The 21,635-nt window shown below is 69.0% G+C and carries 22 protein-coding genes; all 22 read right to left on the reverse strand.

The annotated features are described in order from the left end of the window. Positions 1 to 750 carry an RNA polymerase sigma factor FliA gene (locus PJ250_RS16740; RefSeq protein ID WP_271645720.1) on the reverse strand — a complete coding sequence of 250 codons (750 nt, stop codon included), beginning with the start codon at positions 748 to 750 and terminating at the stop codon, positions 1 to 3. Continuing rightward, positions 747 to 1,631, reverse strand: coding sequence for a MinD/ParA family ATP-binding protein (locus PJ250_RS16745; RefSeq protein ID WP_271645721.1), 885 nt, complete (start codon positions 1,629 to 1,631; stop codon positions 747 to 749). Before PJ250_RS16745 ends, PJ250_RS16740 begins: the two co-directional genes overlap by 4 nt. Next, a complete protein-coding gene (flhF, locus tag PJ250_RS16750) occupies positions 1,618 to 3,285 on the reverse strand; it encodes a flagellar biosynthesis GTPase FlhF (RefSeq protein ID WP_271645722.1) in 1,668 nt (555 codons plus the stop codon). The genes PJ250_RS16745 and flhF overlap by 14 nt, the downstream gene beginning before the upstream one ends. Before the next feature lie 170 nt (positions 3,286 to 3,455). After that, positions 3,456 to 5,519, reverse strand: a complete 2,064-nt coding sequence (gene flhA, locus PJ250_RS16755) for a flagellar biosynthesis protein FlhA (RefSeq protein WP_271648680.1) — start codon at positions 5,517 to 5,519, stop codon at positions 3,456 to 3,458. 17 nt (positions 5,520 to 5,536) lie between these two features. Next, positions 5,537 to 6,673: a flagellar biosynthesis protein FlhB gene (gene flhB / locus PJ250_RS16760; protein WP_271645723.1), complete on the reverse strand. Its 1,137-nt coding sequence runs from the start codon at positions 6,671 to 6,673 to the stop codon at positions 5,537 to 5,539. An 87-nt stretch (positions 6,674 to 6,760) separates the two neighbouring features. Beyond that, a complete protein-coding gene (gene fliR, locus PJ250_RS16765; RefSeq protein WP_271645724.1) occupies positions 6,761 to 7,552 on the reverse strand; it encodes a flagellar biosynthetic protein FliR in 792 nt (263 codons plus the stop codon). Between the two features lie 7 nt (positions 7,553 to 7,559). Next, entirely contained in the window at positions 7,560 to 7,829 is a 270-nt protein-coding gene (locus tag PJ250_RS16770; protein WP_271645725.1) for a flagellar biosynthetic protein FliQ, read from the reverse strand. A gap of 4 nt (positions 7,830 to 7,833) precedes the next feature. After that, a complete protein-coding gene (gene fliP / locus PJ250_RS16775; RefSeq protein WP_271645726.1) occupies positions 7,834 to 8,661 on the reverse strand; it encodes a flagellar type III secretion system pore protein FliP in 828 nt (275 codons plus the stop codon). 5 nt (positions 8,662 to 8,666) lie between these two features. Then, complete coding sequence (gene fliO / locus PJ250_RS16780; RefSeq protein ID WP_271645727.1) at positions 8,667 to 9,077, reverse strand: flagellar biosynthetic protein FliO; 411 nt, start codon at positions 9,075 to 9,077, stop codon at positions 8,667 to 8,669. Beyond that, positions 9,074 to 9,346 (reverse strand): flagellar motor switch protein FliN, encoded by a 273-nt coding sequence (gene fliN, locus PJ250_RS16785; protein ID WP_271648681.1) that lies wholly within the window; start codon positions 9,344 to 9,346, stop codon positions 9,074 to 9,076. Before fliN ends, fliO begins: the two co-directional genes overlap by 4 nt. Positions 9,347 to 9,411: 65 nt before the next feature. Then, complete coding sequence (fliM, locus tag PJ250_RS16790) at positions 9,412 to 10,419, reverse strand: flagellar motor switch protein FliM (RefSeq protein WP_271645728.1); 1,008 nt, start codon at positions 10,417 to 10,419, stop codon at positions 9,412 to 9,414. Positions 10,420 to 10,429: 10 nt separating this feature from the next. Further along, entirely contained in the window at positions 10,430 to 10,948 is a 519-nt protein-coding gene (locus PJ250_RS16795; RefSeq protein WP_271645729.1) for a flagellar basal body-associated FliL family protein, read from the reverse strand. A 229-nt stretch (positions 10,949 to 11,177) separates the two neighbouring features. After that, positions 11,178 to 12,443 carry a flagellar hook-length control protein FliK gene (locus PJ250_RS16800; protein ID WP_271645731.1) on the reverse strand — a complete coding sequence of 422 codons (1,266 nt, stop codon included), beginning with the start codon at positions 12,441 to 12,443 and terminating at the stop codon, positions 11,178 to 11,180. Continuing rightward, positions 12,440 to 12,901 carry a flagellar export protein FliJ gene (gene fliJ / locus PJ250_RS16805; protein WP_271645732.1) on the reverse strand — a complete coding sequence of 154 codons (462 nt, stop codon included), beginning with the start codon at positions 12,899 to 12,901 and terminating at the stop codon, positions 12,440 to 12,442. The genes PJ250_RS16800 and fliJ overlap by 4 nt, the downstream gene beginning before the upstream one ends. Next, the gene (fliI, locus tag PJ250_RS16810; RefSeq protein ID WP_271645733.1) at positions 12,898 to 14,277 is read right to left on the reverse strand and encodes a flagellar protein export ATPase FliI; all 1,380 of its coding nucleotides are present in this window, start codon (positions 14,275 to 14,277) and stop codon (positions 12,898 to 12,900) included. Before fliI ends, fliJ begins: the two co-directional genes overlap by 4 nt. Then, the gene (locus tag PJ250_RS16815; RefSeq protein ID WP_271645734.1) at positions 14,274 to 14,897 is read right to left on the reverse strand and encodes a FliH/SctL family protein; all 624 of its coding nucleotides are present in this window, start codon (positions 14,895 to 14,897) and stop codon (positions 14,274 to 14,276) included. The genes fliI and PJ250_RS16815 overlap by 4 nt, the downstream gene beginning before the upstream one ends. Beyond that, positions 14,894 to 15,883, reverse strand: coding sequence for a flagellar motor switch protein FliG (fliG, locus tag PJ250_RS16820; protein WP_271648682.1), 990 nt, complete (start codon positions 15,881 to 15,883; stop codon positions 14,894 to 14,896). The genes PJ250_RS16815 and fliG overlap by 4 nt, the downstream gene beginning before the upstream one ends. Before the next feature lie 7 nt (positions 15,884 to 15,890). Continuing rightward, the gene (gene fliF, locus PJ250_RS16825) at positions 15,891 to 17,627 is read right to left on the reverse strand and encodes a flagellar basal-body MS-ring/collar protein FliF (protein ID WP_271645735.1); all 1,737 of its coding nucleotides are present in this window, start codon (positions 17,625 to 17,627) and stop codon (positions 15,891 to 15,893) included. A 15-nt stretch (positions 17,628 to 17,642) separates the two neighbouring features. After that, entirely contained in the window at positions 17,643 to 18,005 is a 363-nt protein-coding gene (gene fliE, locus PJ250_RS16830) for a flagellar hook-basal body complex protein FliE (RefSeq protein WP_271645736.1), read from the reverse strand. Positions 18,006 to 18,178: 173 nt separating this feature from the next. Then, the gene (locus PJ250_RS16835) at positions 18,179 to 19,657 is read right to left on the reverse strand and encodes a sigma-54 dependent transcriptional regulator (protein ID WP_271645737.1); all 1,479 of its coding nucleotides are present in this window, start codon (positions 19,655 to 19,657) and stop codon (positions 18,179 to 18,181) included. Then, on the reverse strand, positions 19,650 to 20,033 hold the full coding sequence (locus PJ250_RS16840; protein WP_271645738.1) for a response regulator: 384 nt from the start codon (positions 20,031 to 20,033) through the stop codon (positions 19,650 to 19,652). The genes PJ250_RS16835 and PJ250_RS16840 overlap by 8 nt, the downstream gene beginning before the upstream one ends. Positions 20,034 to 20,041: 8 nt before the next feature. Next, positions 20,042 to 21,439 (reverse strand): RNA polymerase factor sigma-54, encoded by a 1,398-nt coding sequence (rpoN, locus tag PJ250_RS16845; protein ID WP_271645739.1) that lies wholly within the window; start codon positions 21,437 to 21,439, stop codon positions 20,042 to 20,044. Between the last annotated feature and the right edge of the window lie 196 nt (positions 21,440 to 21,635).

Here is a 21,635-nt window from a genome sequence, read left to right on the forward strand (position 1 = left end):
TTAATCTTCGTCTTCGAGGCCGGAATCGGCCATTTCGAATGCCTTGAGGCGACCGCGCAGGCGCACGGTGGCCTGGCCGTGGATCTGGCAGACGCGCGATTCGCTCACCCCCAGTACGGCACCGATTTCCTTCAGGTTCAACTCCTGCTCGTAGTAGAGCGAGAGCACCAGCTGTTCGCGCTCGGGCAGCTGCGCGATGGCCTTGCCCAGCTCGCGGCCGAATTCCTGCCGTTCGAGCATCTGCTGCGGATTGGGCCCGCCCTTGGCGACGGTGTCCAGCTCGCCCTGGTCCTCGATGCGCGACTCCAGGCTGAGCACGTGCCCGCGCGAGGCGTCTTCCATCAGGCGCATGTAGTCCGGCAGGGGCATGTCCATCGCCGCGGCCACCTCGTTGGGGGCGGCGGCGCGGCCGGTGGCCTGCTCGATCTTGCGGATCGCGGCGGCCGCGTCGCGGGCGCGGCGATGCACCGAGCGCGGCACCCAGTCGCCGCGGCGGATCTCGTCGATCATCGAACCGCGGATGCGGATCGAGGCGTAGGTCTCGAACGAGGCGCCCTGGTCGGCGTCGTAGCTGCGCGAGGCCTCCAGCAGGCCGATCATCCCGGCCTGGATCAGGTCGTCGATTTCCACGCTGGCCGGCAGGCGCGCGGCCAGGTGATGGGCGATGCGGCGCACCAGGTCGGCGTGCTGGGTGATGTAGTCGTTGTCGTTGTTGCGCTGGACGGCGCGGTACTGGGCCAGGGCGCTCATGCGGCCACCCCCGGGCGGATCATCCGCTCGACGAAGAACTCCACGTTGCCGCGCGGGGCGGTCGGGGCCTGCCAGCGGGCGGTGCGGCGGGCGATTTCGGCGATGGCCTGGGCCGAGGGGCTGGCCGGGTAGGCCCTGACCACCGGCTGCTGGCGCTGCACCGACAGGCGCAGCCAGTCGTCCTGCGGCACGCAGCCCAGATAGTTGAGTGACACATCGCCCAGGAACTTCTCGCAGACCCGGCCGAGCTTGTCGTACAGCAGGCGGCCTTCGTTGGGGTCGCGGACCATGTTGGCCACGATCTGCACCCGGTCCACGCCGCGCTCGCGCGAGAGGACCTTGATCAGGGCGTAGGCGTCGGTGATCGAGGCCGGCTCGTCACAGACCACCACCACCGCATCCTGGGCGGCCTGACAGAAGGTCAGCACGCTGTCGGTGATGCCCGCGGCGGTGTCGATCACCATGACATCCAGGTCGCGCTCCAGCTCGGAGAAGACGTTGATCAGCCCGACGTGCTGGCCCGGGGCCAGCTCGGCCATGTGCCGGCGGCCGGAGGCGGCCGGGACCACCATCAGCCCATTGGGCATGTCGATGATCGACTCTTCCAGGGTGCAGCGGCCGGCGACCAGGTCGGCCAGCGTGTAGCGGGGCGTCAGGCCCAGCAACACGTCGACGTTGGCCAGACCCAGGTCGGCGTCGAGCAGCAGGGTCCGCTTGCCCATGTCCGCAAGGGCCATGGACAGGTTGACCGACAGGTTGGTCTTGCCGACACCACCCTTGCCACCGGTCACGGCGATGGTCCGCACCGGGCCCAGCGGCTCGGGTCGGGTCGCCGACAGGGGGAAGGCGTTGGTCAGCTTGGCGTAGTCACGCGACTGCATGGGTCTGCTCCGGGATACAGGGCTTATCGGCATCGCGCCGCAAATCTTCAAGGCGCAAAACCAGGCTGGGGGCATTGGCGCGGTGCAGGTCGTCCGGCACGTGCTGTCCATCGGTCACCCAGGTGATGGGGAGGCGGTGATCCACGACCACCGACAGGGCGCTGCCAAAGCGTCCGGTCTCGTCGAGCTTGGTCAGGATCACGCCCTGCGGCGCGGCCCCGGCGAAGCGGCGCACCACCTCGTCCAGGTCCGAAAAGTGGGCATTGGCCGGCAGCACCAGCAGCGAGCGGACCGTGCGCGAGGCGCGCAGCCAGTTCAGCTGGGCGGCCAGGGCGCGGTCGCGCTGGCCCAGGCCGGCGGTGTCGATCAGCACCAGCTTGTAGTCGGCCAGGCGCACCAGCAGCTGCTGCAGGGAGGCGTCGCTGTCGGCCTCGTGCACCGCGATGCCCAGCTGGCGGCCGTAGCTGTGCAGTTGTTCGCGGCCGCCGACGCGGATGGTGTCGGTGGTGACCAGGGCGATGTCGCGGGCGGCATGGGTCTGCAGGAAGCGCGAGGCCAGCTTGGCGATGGTGGTGGTCTTGCCGGCGCCGGTCGGGCCGACCAGGGCGATCACGCCGCCTTCTTCCAGCGGGTCGCCGTGGGCGATGGGCAGGCGCTGGGACAACAGGCCCAGCATCAGGCCGCGGCCGCGGTGCAGCTCCAGGTCGGCCGGGATCTGCATGACCACATCCCGGATCAGGCCGGCATCGAAGCCGTAATCGTCCATCAGCTCCAGGGCCTGGGCGCGCACGGGCGACCCGCGCAGGCGCTCGTCGGTGAGGCGGTTCATCTCACGCTCGATCATCTGGCGCATCAGGGCCAGCTCGTCGCGGAGTTGGCTGAGTTGGGCGTCATCCTGCGGCTTGGGGAACACCGGCGCGGCGGGAAGGGGGGCCACTGGAGCGGCGGCCACCGGTGCCGGGGCGGCAGTGGCGACCGGCGCAGCGGCCATGATCGCCGGCTCGGCCTGGACCGCGGGCGCTGCCTGGATCGGCGCGGGGGCCGGGACGGCGGGTGCCACCGGCGGGGCGGTGACCGGATCGCGCGGGAAGGCGGCCACGGCCGGGGCCGGCGCGGCGGCGGCCAGTTCCTGGGGCTGGACCGGCTGCATGTATTCGGCGAACGGGCGCGGCGCGGCGGGCGCGCGCACCGGGACGGCCGGCGACTCGACTTCGGCTTGGGCAACACGCGGAGCCGGCGCCGGCGCGACGGGGCGGGCCGGGCGGGAAGCCACGGTGGCCGTCGGTGCGGGGGCAGGCGCGGCCTGCTCGCGGGGCTGGCCGCCCAGGCGACGCTCGGTGATGGCCGCCATCATGGCCATGGCCGAGTTGGGGGCTGCCTCGGCGGGCACGCGCGGGGCCGGGTTGGCCGCCGAGTAGCTCACCTGCGGCGGCACCGGCGCAGTCGGGGCGGGCATCGGGGCGCTGGCCGGCTCCGGCCGCACCGCGTCCAGGGCGCGCTGGACCAGGGCCTCGTCGTAGTTGCTGGCGGCCACGATCTCGATGCCTTCCTCGGTGCGGCGATTGGAGAGGATCACCGCGTCAGGGCCATGTTCTTCGCGGACCATGCGCAAGGCGTTGCGCATGTCGGGAGCTACGAAGCGCTTGATCTTCATGAGCGGAAACCGGAATGGGTGGAAGGGAAGTGGAGCGGGGTGGAGCGCGGTGCGTGATCAGGGTGCGTCGATCTGAGGGCTGAGGGCGTCGCCGATGTCATCGTCTTGTCGTCTCCACGTGCCGGGCCGGGTGGCGGCGCCGGTTTTCAGTTGCACGGGGAGATCGTCAATCAGCTGATCGTCCCCACCAATTTCAAACGTTTGTCTTCTGGTACTTCGCTGTAGGACAGGACCGAGAGTGCCGGGACGCTGTGCCGGACCAGGCGGGCCAGGGCGGCCCGGACCTGGGCCGGGACCAGCACCACCGCCGGCTCGTTGCGGGCTTCCTGCTTGGTGACGCAGTCGGCCAGGCTCTGATGCAAGCGCTCTGCCAATCCGGGCTCCAGCGCAGCGCCGTTGCCTTGGGTGGAATCTTGCAAGACGCGTTCCAATTGCGGAGCCAGGGTGAAGACCGGCAGTTCCGGCGACATGCCGGCGATTTCCTGGACGATGAAGCGGCCCAGGGAGTTGCGCACGGCAGCGGTCAGCGCGCCGGGTTCCTGACTCTGCGGGGCATGCTCGACCAGGGCCTCGACGATCTTGCGCAGCTGGCGCACCGGGATCTTCTCGATCAACAGGTTCTGCAGCACGCGCACCACCACCGACAGCGGCAGCGCCTTGGGGGTGAGGTCCTCGACCAGCTTGGGCGCGCTCTTGGCCAGGGTGGCCAGCAATTGCTGGACTTCCTCGTGGCCGAGCAGCTCGGGGGCGTGCTCGCGGACCAGGTGGGACAGGTGGGTGGCGATGACGGTGGCCGGGTCGACCACGGTGTAGCCCATGGTCTCGGCGTAGGCGCGCTGGTGCGGCTGGATCCAGATCGCGTCCAGGCCGAAGGCCGGGTCCTTGCCGGGGATGCCGTCGATCTTGGCCAGGGCGCCACCCGGGTCCAGGGCCAGCTCGCGGTCGGGGTGGATGTCGGCGGTGGCCACCGGCACGCCATGGACCAGCAGGCGGTAGGCGCTGGCCTGCAGTTCCAGGTTGTCGCGGATGTGCACCGGCGGGATCAGGAAGCCGATGTCCTGGGTCAGCTTGCGGCGCACGCCCTTGATCCGGGCCATCAGTTCGCCGCCCTGGGCCTTGTCCACTAGCGGAATCAACCGGTAACCGACCTCCAGGCTCAACGGATCGATCGGGCGCAGCTCGTCCCAGCTCAGCTCGGCGCTGGCCTGGGCCGCGGCGGTGACCTCGGGCTTGTCGGGGGCGGACTTGGCCTGCTCAAGGGCCAGGCTGCGCTTCCACATCTTCCAGCCGATCAGGCCCAGGATCAGGGCCAGCGTCAAGAAAGCGACATTGGGCATGCCCGGGATCAGGCCGACCAGGCCCAGGATGGCCGCGGCCACGGCCAGCGCCTTGTGCTGGCCGAACACCTGGCCGACCATCGCCCCGCCCATGTCCTGCGAGCGCGAGGCGCGGGTGACCAGCATGGCCACCGCCGAAGACACCAGCAGCGCCGGCAGCTGGGCGACCAGGCCGTCACCGATGGACAGCAGGGTGTAGGTGGCCGCCGCCTCGGTGAAGGGCATGCCGTGCTGGAGCACGCCGACGGCCAGGCCGCCGAGCAGGTTGATGAAGAGGATCAGGATGCCGGCGATGGCATCGCCTCGGATGAACTTGCTGGCGCCGTCCATCGAGCCGTAGAAGTCGGCTTCCTCGCGCACTTCCTCGCGCCGGGCCTTGGCTTCCTCACGGGTCAGCAGGCCGGCGTTGAGGTCGGCGTCGATCGCCATCTGCTTGCCGGGCATGGCGTCCAGGATGAAGCGCGCGGTCACTTCCGACACGCGCCCGGCGCCCTTGGTGATCACCACGAAGTTGATGATCGTCAGGATGGCGAACACCACGATGCCGACCGCGTAGTTGCCGCCGATCACGAATTCGCCGAAGGCCTCGATCACCTTGCCGGCCGCGCCGTGGCCGCCCTGGCCGTTGAGCAGGATCACGCGGGTGGAGGCCACGTTGAGCGCCAGGCGCAGCATCGTGGTCATCAGCAGCACGATCGGGAAGATGCTGAACTCTAGCGGACGCTGCACGTACACCACCGCCAGCAGCACCATCAGCGAGATGGCGATGTTGAAGGTGAACAGCGCATCCAGGACCGGGGCGGCCAGCGGCACGACCACCATGGCCAGCATGGCCAGCACGATCAGCGGGGCGCCGAGCCCGTGCTTGATCATGTCCATGACCTTGCGCGGGTTCATCTGGGTGACGGGCTTGCTCATGGACGGCGGCTCCCCGGAGCGAATTCGTCAACGTCGATCGGTGGCAGGGGCGGCATCGGGCCGGCGCGCCAGGCGCGCAGCTGATAGACGTAAGAGAGGATCTGGGCGACGGCCGCGTACAGTCTCACGGGGATTTCCTTGCCGAGTTCCCCTTCTCTATACAAGGCGCGTGCCAAAGGCGGCGCCGTGACGATGGCCACCCGGTGCTGCTCGCCCAGTTCGCGGATGTTGAAGGCCACCTCGTCCACGCCCTTGGCCACCACGGTGGGCGCGCGCATCTTGCCGCCCTCGTACTTGAGGGCTACCGCGTAGTGGGTCGGGTTGACCACCACCACGTCGGCACTGGGCACCGCCTCCATCATCCGGCGCTGCGACATCTGCATCTGCATCTGCCGGATCTTGCCCTTGACCTCGGGGCTGCCCTCGGACTCCTTCATTTCGCGGCGGACTTCCTCGCGGGTCATCTTCAGCTTCCGCGTGTAGTTCCATTTCTGGTAGGGCGCGTCGATGGCCGCCAGCAGGGCCAGGGCCCCGGCGGTGAAGGCCAGCAGGCGCACGGTGAACCCCAGCCCGTGGGTCATGGCCTGCTCCAGCGGCAGGCGCAACAAGCCCTGCAGTTCGTCCAGGCCCCCGTAGATGCACAGCCCGGCCGCGCCGCCGACGAAGGCCACGCGCAGCAACGACTTGGTCAGCTCGGCCAGGCTCTCCGGGCCGTACAGGCGCTTGATGCCGTTGAGCGGGTTCAGCCGGTTCAGGTCCGGGACCAGGGACTTGCTGGAAAAGCGCAGGCCGCCCATCAGCACCGGCCCGACGAAGCCGGCGATCAGGCAGACGATCACCAGCGGCACGGTGATCCAGGCCAGGCCCAGCAGCAGGTGCCCGGCGTAGGCGAACAGTCCGTTGGGATCCTGGCGAATGCCGGCGATGTCCGGGCTGAGCGCGTCCTTCATCCACAGCACGGCCTTGGCTGCCAGGGTGTGGGACATGCTCATCATGGCGAAGATGCCGGCGCTGAACACTGCGGCGGTGGCCAGCTCCCGCGAGCGCGGGATGTTGCCCTGTTCACGGGCTTCGCGGAGCCGTTTTTCGGTTGGCTGTTCTGTGCGTTCGCCGGCGTCTTCGTTTTCGGCCATGGCAGCGGGGCAGCCTGGGAGGGGGAAGGATGCCCCTCATCTGCAAGCGCCGTTCCACACGCGCCCGGCGCGGGCCAGAACGACGCGTCAGGCGGTGATCTGGCGTGCCGCGTCGAAGGCCGCGTCGAACATGCGCTGCACCGGCGGGCCCATCTCGCCCACCAGCACCGCCAACAGGGCCAGGCCCAGGATCACCGCCACCGGCAGGCCAAGCTGGATCGGGTTGAGCGCCGGGGCAGCCTTGGACAGGGCGCCGAAGGCCAGGTTGACCGCCAGCATGGCCACCATCACCGGCAGGGCCAGGGTGACCGCGCCGCGGAACATGGTCATGACGAAATCCGGGGCGACCGAGGCCATGGCCTGCACATCGGGCAGGGCGGTACCGATCGGCAGCGCCTTGTAGCTGTCCACCAGCAGCTGGACCACGGCCAGATGACCGTTGGCGGTGAAGAACAGCAGGCCGAAGGCCAGGTAGAACCACTGCCCGATCACGCCTGAAGTGACCCCGCGCAGCGGGTCGGCCATCTGCGCGAAGCCCAGTCCGGTACTCTGCGAGACCAGTTCGCCGGCCACCGCGCCGGCCTCGAAGATCAGGCGCAGCAGGAAGCCCATGCTGGCGCCGACCGCCAGTTCGCGGGCCACGCTCAGCACCACCGCGGCATTGAAGCCGTCCCAGTTCGGGACCGGCGGCAGGATCGGGGCCAGGGCCATGCCCAGGGTGGCGGCCAGCATCACCCGGATCCGCACCGGCACCGCGCGGCTGCCGACCACGGGCATCACCAGCAGCATCGCGCCGATGCGCAGCATGGTCCACAGGATCGCCCCGACCATGGCGAAGGCCTGCTGGCCATCGATGACCATCTGGGTGGCCGAATCCATCGCCGGGCTATCCGATCAGATGGGGAATGCGATGGAACAGCAGGATGGTGTACTCGACCACGCGTCCCAGCAGCAGGTTGCCGATGGCGAAGAGCATGGCGGTCAAGGCGGCGACCTTGGCCACGAAGGCGATCGTCGGCTCGTTGAGCTGGGTGGCGGCCTGGAAGATGCCGATCACCACGCCGACGGCCAGCATGGCCAGCAGCAACGGGCCTGCAACCCACAGCAGGGTGATCAGGCCGCCGCGCAGTTCGGTCAGGGCAAGTTCGGGGGTCATGGCGTCAGACCGCGTTGAAGCTGGCGGCCAGGGTGCCGACGGTCAGGACCCAGCCGTCCACCAGGACGAACAACAGGATCTTGAACGGCGCCGAGACCAGCATCGGCGACATCATCATCATGCCCATGGACATCAGCACGCTGGCCACGACCAGGTCGATGATCACGAACGGGATGAAGATCAGGAAGCCGATCTCGAAGGCGGTCTTCAGCTCGCTGGTGACGAAGGAGGCCACCAGCACCGGGAAGGGGATCGCGTCCGGGCCGCTGTAGGTCCCGTTGCCGGCCATGCCGGCGAAGGTCATCAGGTCGGCCTCGCGCACCTGGGCCAGCATGAAGGCGCGCAGCGGCTGGGTGGTCAGGGTCCAGGCGGTGGAGAAATCGATCTGGCCGTTGAGATACGGGCTCATGCCCTGGCTCCAGGCCTTGTCCCACACCGGCATCATCACCAGCGCGGTCAGGAACAACGCCAGGCCCATCAATACCTGGTTGGAGGGCGTCTGGCCGGTGCCCATGGCCTGGCGCAGCAGGCCCAGCACGATGGTGATGCGGGTGAAGGCGGTCAGCACCAGCAGCATCGAGGGCAGCAGGGTGATGGCCGTCATCAGCAGCAGGGTCTGCAGCGGCAGGCTGACCTGGTCGCCGCCCACCTTGCCCACGTTGACGCTGGGCAGCGAGGGCAGGGTCGGGCCGGCCGGCGCGCTCGACGGCGCGGTCTGGGCGGTTTGGGTGGTCTGCGCGGCCTGGGCCTGGGCCAGGGCGGGCAGGGCCAGGGACGCGAGCAGCAGCAACAGGCACGCCGCGCGCAGGCAGCGGTTCCAGGAGGCGGACATGGTCATCAATCCTTGCGCAGCTTCTGTGAGAGCAGCTGGGCGAAGTCAGGGAGTTTCTTGAGGTTGGGCAACTGGGTGGGGGCGGCGGGCGGCAGGGGCTCGGGCAGCTTGTGCAGGGTGCGCACGCCACCGGCCGACACGCCCAGCAGCAGTTGCTCGCCATTGACGTCCACCACCACCACGCGCTCCTTGGCGCCGACATTGAGGCTGGCGACGACCTTCAGCCCTTCGGCGGGGCGGAAGCCACTGCCCGGCATGCGCTTGAGCAGCCAGGCCAGGCCGACGATCAGTCCCAGCACCAGCAGCAGGGCCAGCACCGCGCCGAACAGGCTCGGTGGCTGCGGGGCAGCGTTGCCGATTCCAGGCGCGCGCGTGGCGGCCCCCTGGACGGCAGCGGCGGCCAGGATCAGGTTCACCGCAGTCTCCGGATGCGCTCGCTGGGGCTGACCACGTCGGTCAGGCGCACGCCGAAGCGGTCGTTGATGGTGACCACCTCACCATGGGCGATCAGGGTGCCGTTGACGTAGACGTCCAGCGGCTCGCCGGCGCCGCGCTCCAGTTCCACCACCGAGCCCTGGTTGAGCTGCAGCAGGTTGCGGATCGGGATGCGCGAACGGCCGACTTCCAGCGACAGGGTCACCGGCACATCCAGGATCAGGTCCAGGTTGAGGTCGTTGCCGCCCATCGTGGTCGGCTCGGCCTGCAGGGTGTCGAACTGGGCGGTCTCGGCGTCGTTGGGTGCGGTCTGGCTCATGGGGCGTCTTCCTGGAGGGCGGGGCGGCGAGGCATGGCGCCCGGGGGTTGGTTGGACACGATCTTGATGGCGTTCTGACCGCGCGAGATGCCGAACTCACCGGTGAACAACGGCACGTCTTCCACGCACAGGGGGACCTGGGGTGACAGCTCGATGGGCAGGATGTCGCCGACCTTCAGACTGGTCAGCTCGCGCAGGCTCAGCTGCTTGCGCGCCAGCACGCTGGACAGGGTCACCTCGGCGCTGTTGAGCTGTTCGCGCAGCATGATGTTCCAGCTTTCGTCACGGTCGACCCGGTCGCTCTGGATGCCGGCATCGAGCAGTTCGCGGATCGGCTCGAGCATGGAGTAGGGCAGGGTGATGTGGATCTCGCCGCCACCGCCCTCCAGCTCCACATGGAAGCGGCACACCACCACGTACTCGCGCGGGGTGACGATGTTGGCGAAGTGCGGATTGATCTCCGAGTTGATGTACTCGAACTCCACGTCCATCACCGGCGACCAGGCTTCCTTGAGGTCGGCGAAGGTCTGCCTGAGCATCAGCTGGACCACGCGCATCTCGGTGGCGGTGAACTCGCGGCCTTCGATGCGCGTGTGGTAGCGCCCGTCGCCCCCGAAGAAATTGTCCACCACCGAAAACACCAGGGTCGGCTCGAACACGATCAGGCCGGTGCCACGCAGTGGCTTGAACTTGATCAGGTTCAGATTGGTCGGGACGTACAGCGAGTGCATGTACTCGTTGAACTTGACCAGGTCGATGCCGCGCACCGACAGGTCGGCCGAACGACGGATCAGGTTGAACAGACCGATGCGCCACAGGCGGGCGAAGCGCTCGTTGACCATTTCCAGGGTGGGCATGCGCCCGCGGATGATCCGGTCCTGGCTGGAAAAGTCGTACTGGCGCGCCTCGCCGGGGGCGGCCGGCTCCGGCTCGGTGTCCACCACGCCGGCATCGACGCCATGCAGCAGGGCATCGATTTCGTCCTGGGAAAGCAGGTCGCTCATGGCCGGTGCCTTACTGGGTGACGAAGCTGGTGAACAGGAGTTCTTCGATGCACTTCTTGCCGGTTTCGCCGGTCATGACCTTCTGCGCGTCGGCGAGCGCGGCGGCCTGCAGCTTCTGGCGGCCGGCGATGTCGGCGATGTCGGTCGCCTTGACCTGCGAGAACAACATCAGCAGGTGGGCCCGGATGGCCGGGGCGTTTTCCTCGATGTGCTTGAGCTCCTCCGGATCGCGGGTCATCAGCTGGACCTCGATCTGCAGGTAGCGCGGGCCGTCCTCGCCACCGTTGAGGTTGACCACGAAGGCCGGATCCATCGCGAAATAGCTGGCCGGCTTGGGCAGCTCGTGCTTTTCCTCGGCCTTGGCGTGGCCGTCGGCCGCGGGCTTCTTCAGGAAGAACCAGGCGGCCGCGCCGCCGCCGCCGAGCAGCACCACGGCTGCGATGACGATGATCAGCAGCTTTTTGGACTTGCCGCTCTTGGGGGCGTCCTTGGCGTCGTCGGACTTCTTCGATTTGTCGGGGGCGGACACGGATTGCTCCAGCAGGTTTCAACGTGCCCTGCTACATGCAATCAACGTGCCTAAATCGGTGATGCCGTGGACGGACTTTTGACGCGTCGTGGCAGGCGCCCCTCGCGTGTCCATCAAACGCCCGTACGACGGGGATTGGCGTCTTTCAGGGGCGCCGTGTCATGACCGCAACGGGTGGCCCGGCGCCAGGCGGAGGTGGCTGGTCAGGGGCCGATTCGGCCCCATCGGGTCAGGCGTAGGCGTCCAACAGGCCGCGCTGGCGCAGCACCACCGACGGAATCCCGGCGGGTGTCATGCCGTCCTCGGCCAACTCGCCGCCGGGACCGGCGCTGGTTCCGGATCCGCCCTGCGAGGGCGATTGCTGGTGCTGGCCGACATCGGCCTGGCCCAGCTGGAAGCCGTGCTGGCCGAGCATTTCGCGCAGGCGGGGCAGGCTGTTTTCCAGCGCGTGGCGCACTTCGGCGTGGTTGCTGCTGAAGGCGGCGTTGACCTGGTCGCCGCTCAGGTGCAGACGCACCTCGACCGGGCCCAGGTCGGCCGGGCTGAGCTTGATGTGGGCGTGGCCGATCTTCTGGTCGGCCAGCCAGCTCATGCGCGCGCCCATCGCATCGTCGAAGTTGTCCGCGTGCAGGTTGGGCGTCGGCGTCGGCGAGCCGGTGAACGGCGCGCCGACGCCGGCCACATCGCGCACCGGCGATTGCGGCACGGTCGTCGCCAGCAGATTGATCGGGTCGACCGCACCGGCATCGGCACCGCTCGCATCGTCAGCGGGCTTGCTGCCGATGGCCTGGGCCAGCGCGGCCGCGGCCAGTGCATTGCCTGCCTCGGCGGGCGCCTGCGCCGGCTGGGCGGCGGACTGGGACAGCAGGCTGGCGAACCCGGCGCCGGCCTGTTGATTCACGGCGGTGCTCGTGGCCGCGCTCGCCCCCTGCGCAAGGGCGGTGCCATCGGCCTGTGCCGCACCCGCAGCCAGGCCGGCCACCAGTGCGGTCAGGCCCGGCGTGCTCGCGCCGCCACCGGTGCCGATCGCCAGACCGTTGCCGCCCAGCGGCGTGGCCTGGCTGGCCAGCGCGGTGGGGGCCAGCGGCAGCAGGTTCAGGCCGAAGCCGCCCAGACCGGCCGGTGGCCATGCATCGTCCTTGTCGTCGGACTCGGTGGCGGTGTCCTTGCCGGAAGCCGGCTTGCCGGCGGGCTTGGCCTGCGCCACGGCGCGCTCGCCGGCCTCGGCGCTGGCGCCTTCGCGCGCGGGCGAGGTGGCCTGCTGATCCTGTGGATCGGTGTCCTGGGACGCCTGGCCGTCCTCGCGTGCCTGCGGACGCTCCTTGGCCTGCGGAGCGGCGCTGGCGCGGGATGCCTGGTTGGCCTGCTGGCCGGCGCCCATCATGCTGGCGAAATCCTGGCCCTGCGTGACCTGGTCGGCCGCGCCGCTGTCGTTGCTGGCGTTGGCCATCAGGCCGTTGCGACCGGCACCGCCGATCATGGAAAGACCGCTCATCGCTGCTGCTCCTTGTCTTCGTTGGCCGCGCCCAGCGACGGACGGGCCAGGCGGGCGCCGAGGTCGTCCATCTCACGCTGGCTGCGGCGGTCGGCGGCCTGGCGCTCCTGGGCGCGGTAGCTGGCGGCCAGCTGCTCGAGCACCTGCTTGTCGCGGCTGGCCAGCAGCAGGCGGCTGCGTTCCATCTCGACCTTCTCGCGGTTGCGGTCCACGGTCTGGCACTGCTGCTCGACGGCGCTGTTGAGGCGGTCCAGGAAGGCGCGCCGGTTGGCCAACTGGGCCGGGCTGGTGGCCGCCATCTGGCTGTTGGCGTATTCCTCGGCGTAGCGACGCAGTTCCTCCAGGCGCGACTCGTGCGTGCTCAGGGCGCGCTGGCGCTCGGCCAGGTCGCGGGCCACTTCGTCCTCGTGCTGCTGGGCCCGGCGGAGCAGGGGATCGATTCGCTGCGATTGCATCATGACTGGGTCTCACGTTCGACCAGGCGCCGCAACGCGGCCTGGCTATGGGGCAGATCGGCGGCCTTGGTGACGTCCTGGCCCAGGAATTCGACGATTTCCGGCCAGCGCTCCAGGGCCTCGTCCACGGCCGCGTCGTTGCCGCGCTGGTAGGCGCCGATGCTGATCAGGTCGCGGTTGGACGAATAGGCCGACACCAGCCGCTTGAGCGCGCGGATGCGCAGGCGCCAGGGCTCGTCGGCGATGTCCTGCACCACACGGCTGACCGAGGATTCGACGTCGATGGCCGGGTACAGGCCCGAATCGGCGACCCGGCGCGAGAGCAGGATGTGGCCGTCCAGGATCGCGCGCGCGGCATCGGCGATCGGATCCTGCGGATCGTCGCCTTCGGTCAGCACGGTGTAGAAGGCGGTGATCGAGCCGCGGCCCTTGGCGCCGTTGCCGGCGCGCTCGACCAGCGCCGGCAGCTTGGCGAACACGCTGGGCGGGTAGCCGCGGGTGGTCGGCGGTTCGCCCACCGACAGGCCGATCTCGCGCTGGGCCTGGGCAAAGCGGGTCAGCGAATCCATCAGCAGCAGCACGTTCAAGCCCTGGTCGCGGAACCATTCGGCAATCGCAGTGGCCCGGTAGGCACCGTGCAGACGGGCCAGCGGCGGGCGGTCGGCCGGCGCGGCCACGACCACCGCGCGGCGCAGGCCTTCCTCGCCCAGGGTGCTCTCGACGAAGTCGCGCACTTCGCGGCCGCGTTCGCCGATCAGCCCGACCACGATCACATCGGCGGCGGTGTAGCGGGTCATCATGCCCAGCAAGGTGGACTTGCCCACGCCCGAGCCGGCGAACAGGCCCACGCGTTGGCCGCGACCGATGGGCAGCAGGGCGTTGATGGCGCGCACGCCCACGTCCAGCGGGGTGGTGATCGGCTCGCGTGCCAAGGGGTTGATCGACACGCCGGCCATGCCCACCGCGCCTTCGGCACGGATCGGGCCCTTGCCGTCCAGCGGCACGCCGTCCGAGTCGATCACACGGCCGAGCAGGCCTTCGCCCACTTCCACGCCGCCACGCTGGTGGGAGGGCACCACGCGGGCATTGGGCAGCAGGCCGTGCATTTCGGCGCTGGGCATCAGGTAGGTGCGCTCGCCGGCGAAGCCGACCACCTCGGCATCCACCCAGCCGTCGTCGACCACCTGAACTTTGCACACCGAACCCAAAGGGGCCTCGCAGCCGACCGCTTCCAGGGTCAGGCCGACGGCGCGGCGCAGGATGCCCTCGCGGATCAGACCGCGACCGTTGGCTGGGTCCAGGTTGATGCGGCCCAGGCGCCCGGCCAGGCGCAGGTTGCGCGCCTCCAGCCAGTCGATCGGATCGGGAACGGCGCTCACAGGCCGGCTCCGGACCTGCGCATGATGGTCTCCAGCGCGGCGCGCAGGCGTGCCTCCAGGGTGCCGTCGATGCGCACGGCTTCGGCGTGGACGCGCAGGTCGCCGCGGGTCAACGACAGGTCCGGCACCAGCCGGTTGCCGTCGGCCAGCTGAAGCAGCGGGGTCAGGGCGATGATGTCGTCCGGATGCAGGCGCACCTCGACCTCGCGCTGGGCGCCGCCGACGGCGATCAGGGCCTCGTTGACCAGGTCGGCCAGCTGCGTCGGATCGGCCTGGTAGGCCGGGCCGACCAAGGCGCCGGCGATGCGCACGGCCAGTTCGCCCAGGGCGCCGACGACCTCGTTTTCCAGATGCGCCAGCGGACGGGTGAAGTTGTCCACGATGCCTTCGAACTGCGCGGCCAGGCGCCGCATCTCGGACTGGGCCTGGGCCAGACCCTCGGCATGGCCACGGTCGAAGCCTTCCTGGTGGGCGGCGTCCTGGATGGCCTGCAGTTCCTCCAGGCTCGGCGGACGCAGGACCGGGGCGGCGGCCTCGACCGAGATGTCCTCGGAGGTCTCGGTCTGGGCCGGGGCATCCAGCTCCGGAGCGAACCAGCGCACGGCGGCAGGCGTGTTCATACCATCGCCTCCGCACCGCTGCCGCCCAGGCTGATCACGCCCTCATCGGCCAGGCGCCGGACGATGGCCAGGATCTCCTTCTGCGCGGCTTCCACGTCGGCCAGACGGACCGGTCCGCGGGCCTCCATGTCCTCCAGCAGGATCTCGGCTGCGCGCTGGGACATGTTCTTGGTGATCTTCTCGCGGACCTTCACGTCGGCACCGCGCAGGGCCAGGCCCAGGCGCTCGCCGGAGACTTCGCGCAGCATGGTCTGCAGGGCGCGGTCGTCCAGCTCGACCAGGTTGTCGAAGACGAACATCAGGTCCTGGATGCGGCTGCCCAGTTCGGCGTCGATCTTGGTGATCGCCGCCAGCACGCCCTGGTCGGCGCCGGTGTCGAGGAAGTTGAGGATGTTGGCGGCCACCTTGACCCCACCGACGTTGGAGGACTTCATGCCCTGGTTGCCGGCGAACTGGCGCTCCATGATCTCGTTGAGCTCGTTCAGCGCGTTGGGCGGGATGCCGTCCAGGGTGGCGATGCGCATCAGCACGTCGGCGCGGGTGCGCTCGGGCAGCAGCTTGAGCGCCTCGGCCGCCTGGTCGTTGTCCAGATGCGCCATGACGATGGCGATGATCTGCGGGTGCTCGTTGCGCACCAGGTCGGCCACCGCGCGCGGATCCATCCACTTGAGCGTGTCCAGCCCGGTGGTGTTGCGGCCCAGCAGGATCCGGTCGATCAGGCCGCCGGCCTTGTCCTCGCCCAGGGCCTGGACCAGCACGTTGCGGATGTAGTCGTCGGCGCCCACGCCCAGCGAGGTCTTGCTGCCCAGCTCCGTATTGAATTCGTCCATGACCCGCTCGACCTGCTCGCGCGAGATGCCGGTCATGGTGGCCATGGCGATGCCGATCTTCTGCACCTCCTTGGGGTCCATGTGCTTGAGCACCTCGGCCGCGTCGGCCTCGCCCAGCGAGAGCAACAGCACCGCGGCGCGCTGCACGCCCTTGATGTCCGAATCAGGCTTCACTGGCCACCCAACCCTTGACGACCTGCGCCACGCGCTTGGAATCCGCCTTCACCGCCTCGCGGGCCAGGCGCAGACGCTCCTCGTAGGCGTCCGGCAGCGGCAGGGCGCCGCCCTTCTCACCGCCGGAGAGCCGGGCGGTGTCCTCGGCCAGGGACAGCAGCGGATCGTCGTTCTCCAGCATCGAGACGCTGCCGGTCGGCACGCCCTCGCCATCGGTCCCCTTCTTGCCCTTCTTGCCGCCCGCGCTGGCCGGACCGGCGATCTGGCGCAGCGCCGGGCGTAGCACGCCAAACAGCAGGGCCAGCACGATCAATGCACCCACGCCCAGGCGCAGCGCGTCGCGGATGCGCGGGTCTTCCCACCACTTGACCGGGTCCGGGCCATCGGTGGTGGTCTTGACGAACGGCGCGTTCATCACCGACACGGTGTCGCCACGGTCGGCGTCGAAGCCCACGGCCTGCTTGACCAGGGCCTCGACCTTGGTCAGCTCGGCGGCGCTGAGCGGCTGGTCGGTGAGCTTGCCCTTGGCATCCGGGCGCGGCACGTTGTCGATCAGGACCGCCACCGACACGCGCTTGATGCGCCCCGCCGGCTGGCGGGTGTGCTGCAGGGTGCGGTCCAGCTCGTAGTTGCGGGTGGCGCTCTTGGAGGTCTCGGTCGGGGTGGCCGCCGCAGCGGTCTGCTGCCCAGCGGCGCCGGTCGCGGCAGCGGCGGCGTTGGGCTGGCCGGCGGCCGGCGCTGGGGCATTGGCACCCTGGCCCGGGGAATTGCTGGTCGCACCGGGGACGCCCTGCGGGCCGTTGGCGGTGCTGCTGCTGTCGCTGACCTGCTCGCTGCGCAGCTTCGGCGGGTCGCCGTTGTACAGCTCGCGGGCTTCCTCCACGACCGAAAAGTCCATGTCCACGCTGACTTCCGGATTGACCCGGCCCGGGCCGGTCATCGGCTCGAGCAGCTCGCGGATGCGCTGGTTGTAGGAGCTTTCCTGGCGGCGCACCCGGTCGAACTGCGCCGCATTGAGCGCCGCATCGCTGTTGGGATCGGAGATGGTCAACATGCGCCCGCTCTGATCCACCACGGTGACCCGGTCAGGCGACAGATCCGGGATGCTGGAGGCGACCATGTTGACGATGGCGTCGACCTGGTTGCGCTCCAGGCTGTTGCCGCCGCGCAGCTCCAGCACGACCGAGGCGCTGGCGGCCTCGCGCTGGCGGGTGAAGGCGCTGGGCTTGGGGATGGCCAGGTGCACGCGCGCCTCCCGCACCGGGCGCAGCGAGGCGATCGTGCGGGCCAGTTCGGTTTCCAGCGCGTGCTGGTAGCGCGCGCTCTCGACGAACTGGCTCACACCGAAGCCCGGGTCTTTTTCCATCATTTCAAAGCCCATGCTGCCGTTGTCGGTCAGCCCGGCGCCGGCCAGCTTGAGGCGTGCATCGTAGACCTTGTCCTGCGGCACCGAGATCGCGCCGGTGGCCTGGTCCAGCTTGAACGGGATCTGCGCGGTGCGCAGCAGGTCGGCGGCCTCGGCCGTGCCTTTTTCGTCCAGGCCGGTGTAGAGCGGGGCGTAGTCGGGCTTCTGCGACCAGAAGAACACGAACAGGCCGGCGGCCACGGCCACGGCGATCATCGCCATCAGCCCCAGCCGACGGGTGATCTGCAGGCTCTGCACCCGGTCGAACCAGGCGCCGGCCTTTTCGCTGCTGAGAGAATCTTTGGAGAGGGCCAGGGCCATCGTCGTCTACCTTGCTTACAGCGGCATGTTCATCACGTCCTGGTACGCCTGGACGAGTCGGTTGCGGACTTCCACGGTGGCGCGGAACGCCACCTGGGACTGCTGCGCGGCCAGCATCACCTTGGCCAGGCCGGCGTTGGGGTCGCCCATTTCAAAGGCCTTGGCCAGGTTGGCCGCATTCTGCTGGGTCTCGTTGACGCCACCGATGGCCCCGCGCAGGGTGTCGCTGAAGCTCGGCCCCTGGGTGCCGGTGGTGCCGACCAGGCCCTGGATCTCGTTGCCACGGGCGACATCGCCCACCGGACCGGCCGCGCTCTGGCTGACCTGGCTCTGGTAGCTGCGGATCTGGGACAGGATGGAATTGATGGAGTCGCTCATCGCAAAACGCTCGCGCCAACGGGGCGTTCAACACGATGCAAGCGGTGTGCCTAAATGGCGCCGGATTTCCGGCAGGTGGCTGGATCGGGGCTGTGGCGCCGGCACGGGGGACGGCGAACCTCTTCATCCCGAAGGCGGCGCCAGCGGCGCCGTCACGCCCGCGGCGGCTTGAGTCAGCTAGCCAGCTCGGTCTGCTCGCGGTCGATGCCGTACTTGCGCAGCTTTTCGACCAGGGTGGTACGGCGCAGGCCCAATAGCTGGGCGGCGTGGGCGACCACGCCCTGGGTGCGGGCGAGGGCTTCGTTGATCAGGGCCAGCTCGATGTTGGCCATGTGATCGCGCAGGTCGATGCCGTCGTCGGGCAGGCTGCTGGCCACGGCGTCCAATTCGTGTCCATGGGGGGCGGGCTGGGGGGGTAGCTCGGGCGCCGGCATCCGGGCGGGCTCTGCGGTGACCGCTGTCGGGGCGGGTTCGGGGGTCGGGCTGTCCGGGAAGTCACCACGATAACGAGAAGGCAGGTCCTGGACGCGCACCAGGCCGCCGGGGTGGAGCACGGCAAGCCGCTCCACCAGATTGGTCAGCTCGCGCACATTGCCCGGCCATTCGTAGCTGCGCAGGGCCGTGAGCGCCTCGTCGGTGAAACGCACTTCGCCGCGCCCGGTCCGGGCCAACTGCGCCGCTACGGTCTGGACCAGGGCCGCCAGGTCGTCGGCCCGCTCGCGCAGCGCCGGCATTTCGATAGGAAAGACGTTAAGGCGGTAAAACAGGTCCTCGCGGAAATGTCCCTCGCCGATGCGCGCTTCCAGGTTGCGATGGGTCGCGGCGATCACGCGCACGTTGCAGCGGATCGTCTGGCCGCCGCCGACGCGTTCGAAGCTGCGCTCCTGCAGCACGCGCAGCAGCTTGACCTGCATCGGCAGGCTCATGTCACCGATCTCGTCGAGCAGCAGGGTGCCGCCCTCGGCCATCTCGAATCGACCCTTGCGCGCGCTCAGGGCGCCGGTGAAGGCGCCTTTCTCATGGCCGAACAGTTCGCTTTCCAGCAGGTCCGGCGGAATGGCGCCACAGTTGATGGCCACGAAGGGCCCGTCCCGACGCGGCGACTGATGGTGGATGGCGCGCGCGGCGACCTCCTTGCCGGTTCCGGACTCGCCCAGGATCAGCACCGTGGTGTCGAAGGCGGCCACCTGGTCGATCAGTCGGCGCAGGCGGGTGACCGCCTCGCTGTTGCCGGTGGGGCCCGTGTCCGGCTGGGTGCCCACGGCCTGGTGCTCGGCATCCAGGCGCTTGAGACTGGCCCGACGCAGCAAGGCCTCCAGCTGGGTGTGGCGCAGCGGGGTGTCCAGCGGCCAGACATTGGTCTCGTGCAGGCCATGGGCATGGGCGAAGGCGACCGGGTCGCCTTCCATCAGCAGCACGGGAGGAGCCAGCTTGGCCGCAGCCAGCCAGTCGAAGAACTTGTCGGCCTGGGCGGCATCCTCGGACGAGCCCACCATCACCGCCATCCATTCGTTCTGGCGGTGCTTGCCGGGATTGATGTCGGCGCCGTCGGTGACCCAGCGCGGATTGAAGTCCATGAATTCCAGGAGCGACACCGTCCGTTCGGCCCGGACCGCGTCGCTGTCGATCAGCAGGATGCGTGATTCACTCATTCCTGGCTCCTTCGGTCAGGCCCTCCAGGATCGGCATGACTTCCTGGATGTAGGACAGCTTGCTGACGAAGTTATCAGCCCCGGCACGCAATGCGTGTTCACGGTGTTCGGCGTCGTCGAAATGGCTGGCGATCACGATGTAGGGCGGATCGTCCTGGGTCTTGATCAGGCGGGTGGCCTGCAGGCCGCCCATCTCGGGCATGGCCAGGTCCATGAGCACTACCTTCGGACGCAGGGTTTCGGAGCGTTCGATCGCCTCCAACCCGTTGGCCGCGCTTCCCACGATGTCCAGCCAGTCGACCTTGCGGAAATGCCGCATTGCAGCGTTGATGAAACCTTCGTGGTCGTCGACCAGCAACACGGTGAGCTTGCTCATAGTTGTCCTTATCCTGCCCGTGCCAGCAGCGATTTGCTGCTCCTCCGGCGTTCGCGGGCTGGGGCAATGTCCAACTGCTCGCGATACTTGGCGACGGTGCGTCGGGCGATGTTAACGCCTTGGCGGGACAACAGTCCGGCAATGGCCTCGTCCGCCAGGGGCCGACCGGCTGGCTCGCTCTCGATCAGGCGGCGGACCATGGCCTTGACGGCCTGCCCGGAGACGCTGGCGCCCTCCAGGCGCACGGCGAAGAAGTGCTTGAGCTCGAAGGTGCCGCGCGGGGTCTGGATGTACTTGCCGGTGGTGATGCGCGAAATGGTCGACTCGTGCATGCCGATCTCCTCAGCGATTTCCTTGAGGGTCAGCGGCGCCATGGCTTCCTCGCCGCGGACCAGGAAGGCAGCCTGGCGCTCGACGATGGCGCGAGTGGCGCGCAGCAGGGTTTCGTAGCGCATGGACAGGCCGCGGGTGAGCCAGCGCGCTTCCTGCAGCATGTCGCGCAACGGCTGGGCCGCCTCGCCGGCCTCGGCCAGGGCGCGCTCGTGCATGGGATTGATGCTGACCCGGTGGGTGGTGGCCGGGTTGAGTGCGACCCGCCAGCTGCCGTCGGCGTGCCAGGCGAGCACGTCGGGAATCACCACCGCGTTGCTTTCCGGCAGCAGGTGTTCGCCCGGGCGGGGCTGCAGGGACAGGATCAGGCGCACCGCCTCGCGCACATCGGCTTCTTCGGCGTCCAGCTGGCGGGCCAGGCGCGGATAGTCGTGCTCGGCCAGGGCCGACAGATCGGTGTCCAAAATCCGGCCTGCCAGGTGCCGGGCGGGGACGCGGCCGGGCAGGGCGGCCAGCTGGGCCTGCAGGCATTCGCGCAGGTCACAGGCGGCCAGGCCTGTGGGGTCGCCCCGCACGATGCGCTGGCGGATGGCCTCCACCTCGCCGGCGGTCATGGCGAAACGGGCGCAGGCCAGCTTCTGCAGTGCATCCAGCGAGGCGGCCAGATAGCCGGCCTCGTCGGTCTGCTCCAGCCAGAACGCGGCCACGGCCAGAGCGCTGTCGTCCAGGTCGTAGGCCAGCTCACGGAGCACGCGCACATGCGGGTCGGTCGATTCGCCGGCCGCCACGCGCTGCATGCGGTCATCGTCGCCCTCGTTCCAACTGCTTCCGGCCACATCCCACATGGAGCTTTCCGGCAGTTCGTCGAAGGCGGCCACGTCGCTCGCGTCGGCGTCCTGGCGGGGCGCTTCCTCGGCTTCCTGCTCTTCCAGTTCCAGCAGGGGATTGGTTTCGAGCGCGCGCCGGATCTCCAGTTCCAGCTGCAGGCCGTCCAGTTGGAGCAGGCGGATGGATTGAAGCAGTTGCGGGGTCAGGTGCAGCTGCTGACCAAGCTGGGTCGAGAGCGATGCCTTCATGTGTCCATCCCCGGATGCGCCGACATATGGCGTTACGGAACACATCTTGCAGGCGGGTGTGACAACTTTATAATCAGGGCATCTGTAAGGAGTTGAGGGGGTTTACCCTACAAAATGTAGGGAATGGCCTTACAGGTGAAATGGAGGGAGACCCGCCGCCAAAGCGCTGACGCGGGTCTGCGTGATCTGCGTCACG

The sequence above is a fragment of the Pseudoxanthomonas sp. JBR18 genome, from assembly GCF_028198165.1.
Taxonomy (GTDB): Bacteria; Pseudomonadota; Gammaproteobacteria; order Xanthomonadales; family Xanthomonadaceae; genus Pseudoxanthomonas_A.

Excerpts from the sequence above, each read along its gene's own strand:
- PJ250_RS16740 (WP_271645720.1), bottom strand. The coding sequence starts at position 750 with ATGAGCGCCCTGGCCCAGTACCGCGCCGTCCAGCGCAACAACGACAAC.
- PJ250_RS16745 (WP_271645721.1), bottom strand. The coding sequence starts at position 1,631 with ATGCAGTCGCGTGACTACGCCAAGCTGACCAACGCCTTCCCCCTGTCG.
- flhF (WP_271645722.1), bottom strand. The coding sequence starts at position 3,285 with ATGAAGATCAAGCGCTTCGTAGCTCCCGACATGCGCAACGCCTTGCGC.
- flhA (WP_271648680.1), bottom strand. The coding sequence starts at position 5,519 with ATGAACCCGCGCAAGGTCATGGACATGATCAAGCACGGGCTCGGCGCC.
- flhB (WP_271645723.1), bottom strand. The coding sequence starts at position 6,673 with ATGGCCGAAAACGAAGACGCCGGCGAACGCACAGAACAGCCAACCGAA.
- fliR (WP_271645724.1), bottom strand. The coding sequence starts at position 7,552 with ATGGATTCGGCCACCCAGATGGTCATCGATGGCCAGCAGGCCTTCGCC.
- PJ250_RS16770 (WP_271645725.1), bottom strand. The coding sequence starts at position 7,829 with ATGACCCCCGAACTTGCCCTGACCGAACTGCGCGGCGGCCTGATCACC.
- fliP (WP_271645726.1), bottom strand. The coding sequence starts at position 8,661 with ATGTCCGCCTCCTGGAACCGCTGCCTGCGCGCGGCGTGCCTGTTGCTG.
- fliN (WP_271648681.1), bottom strand. The coding sequence starts at position 9,346 with ATGGGCGGCAACGACCTCAACCTGGACCTGATCCTGGATGTGCCGGTG.
- fliM (WP_271645728.1), bottom strand. The coding sequence starts at position 10,419 with ATGAGCGACCTGCTTTCCCAGGACGAAATCGATGCCCTGCTGCATGGC.
- PJ250_RS16800 (WP_271645731.1), bottom strand. The coding sequence starts at position 12,443 with ATGAGCGGTCTTTCCATGATCGGCGGTGCCGGTCGCAACGGCCTGATG.
- fliJ (WP_271645732.1), bottom strand. The coding sequence starts at position 12,901 with ATGATGCAATCGCAGCGAATCGATCCCCTGCTCCGCCGGGCCCAGCAG.
- PJ250_RS16815 (WP_271645734.1), bottom strand. The coding sequence starts at position 14,897 with ATGAACACGCCTGCCGCCGTGCGCTGGTTCGCTCCGGAGCTGGATGCC.
- fliF (WP_271645735.1), bottom strand. The coding sequence starts at position 17,627 with ATGGCCCTGGCCCTCTCCAAAGATTCTCTCAGCAGCGAAAAGGCCGGC.
- fliE (WP_271645736.1), bottom strand. The coding sequence starts at position 18,005 with ATGAGCGACTCCATCAATTCCATCCTGTCCCAGATCCGCAGCTACCAG.
- PJ250_RS16835 (WP_271645737.1), bottom strand. The coding sequence starts at position 19,657 with ATGAGTGAATCACGCATCCTGCTGATCGACAGCGACGCGGTCCGGGCC.
- PJ250_RS16840 (WP_271645738.1), bottom strand. The coding sequence starts at position 20,033 with ATGAGCAAGCTCACCGTGTTGCTGGTCGACGACCACGAAGGTTTCATC.
- rpoN (WP_271645739.1), bottom strand. The coding sequence starts at position 21,439 with ATGAAGGCATCGCTCTCGACCCAGCTTGGTCAGCAGCTGCACCTGACC.